2 protein-coding genes are annotated in these 1,563 nt (G+C 72.9%); both read right to left on the reverse strand.

What is annotated here, in order from left to right; translation table 11 throughout:
- Window positions 1-39: 39 nt before the first annotated feature.
- Entirely contained in the window at window positions 40-915 is an 876-nt protein-coding gene (locus ACWGH4_RS34965; protein WP_441267295.1) for an NmrA family NAD(P)-binding protein, read from the reverse strand.
- On the reverse strand, window positions 912-1,563 hold a 652-nt coding region (locus ACWGH4_RS34970; RefSeq protein ID WP_453467925.1), incomplete at its 5' end, for an NAD(P)H-binding protein. The genes ACWGH4_RS34965 and ACWGH4_RS34970, both read right to left, overlap by 4 nt.

Below are 1,563 nucleotides of genomic sequence, written 5' to 3' on the forward strand. Positions count from 1 at the left end.
CCGCCGACGCGGTCCGGGCCCTTGCACGGGTGGCCGGGATCAGAGGTCCAGCGACTTCAGATACGCCCCGAACGACAGCAGCCCCGGGTGCTCGGCCCGCAGCGCGGGGATGTCCGCCCGGTAGCCGTGCTCCTGGAACCACTCGAACATCAACGCGATCTCCGGCGCGTTGGGGATGTACGGGTTCGCCGCCACCGCGTCCAGCGGCAGCTCCTCGAACCGGGCCGGCAGGCCCGTCCGCGCGGCGAACGCCTCGGCGACCTCCGTCGCGCTCAGCTCGTCGCCCGCCAGCTCCACCGCACGGCCCACATACTCCGCCGGCCGCTCGAAGGCCTCGGCGGCGAAGAAACCGATGTCCTCCACCGCGATGAACTGCACACGGGTGTCCGGCTTCAGCGCCAGCTGCACCACCAGCGTCCCGTCGAGGTTCTGCGGACCGTGCGCGGCGAAATTGTCCATGAAGAACGACGGACGCAGCACCGTCACCGGCACGGACAGCTCCTGCAGATACCGCTCGATGTGCCGCTTGGACTCGAAGTGCGGTACACCGCTGTGCCGTTCCGCGCCACCCACCGAGCTGTACACGACATGCGCCACGCCGGCGGCCTTCGCCGCCCGCGCCACCGCCCGGCCCTGGCGGACCTCACCGCCCAGGCCCTTGGGCGTCATGAACGTCTGCACGGAGAACACCCCGTGCACACCCTCCATCGCCGAACGCAGCGACGCCTCGTCGTCCAGGTCGCCCCGTACCAGCGTCACGCCCAGGTCGGCCAGCGCGCGGGCCGCCTCGGAGGCCGGGTCGCGCACCAGCGCCGCCACCGGGCGCCCACGGCGCACCAGTTCACGCGCGGTCGCCCCGCCCTGAAGGCCCGTCGCACCGGTCACCAGGACCGTACCGCCGCCCTCGGTGCTCACACCATCACCTCCTCGGCGGCGAACAGCGCCGCGTTCGCCTCGGCCCACGCCCGGTAGCTGCGCGGCTCACGGCCGGTCAGCAGCCGCACCGCCGGCGTCGGCCGGGACCACGGCACCTCGGGGCTGTGCAGGGCGGCCACATTGGTCACCGCGGCCGGCCGGTCGCCGGTGATGCCCGCGAAGACCTCCACGACCTCCTCCTGCGGCGCGACCGAGAAGTCCAGCTCACGGCCCAGCACCTCGCCCAGGATGCGGGCCTGCTCCTTCGAGGTCAGCACCTCGGAGCCGGTCAGCACATACGCCTTGCCCCGGTGGCGCTCGTCGGTGAGCGCGGCCACCGCGGAGGAGGCGATGTCGTACTCGTCGATCGGCGCTCCCGGGTTGTTGCCGATCCAGCAGCGCACCGCGCCGCTCTCCCGCACGGTCCTGATCCACCACGAGGTATTCGCGTGGAACGGGCCGGGCCGCAGGAACGTCGTGTCGACGCCCGACGCGGTGATGGCCTCCTCCGCGGCACGGTGCTCGTCCGCGATGCCGTGCGGCAGCGGATGCAGCACGCTCGCCGACGACAGGAACACCAGGTGCCCCACGCCCGACGTCGCCGCGGCCGCGGCGACGTTGCGGGCCTCGCCCGCCACATCGCCGGAC

This window comes from Streptomyces sp. NPDC054847, assembly GCF_053610925.1.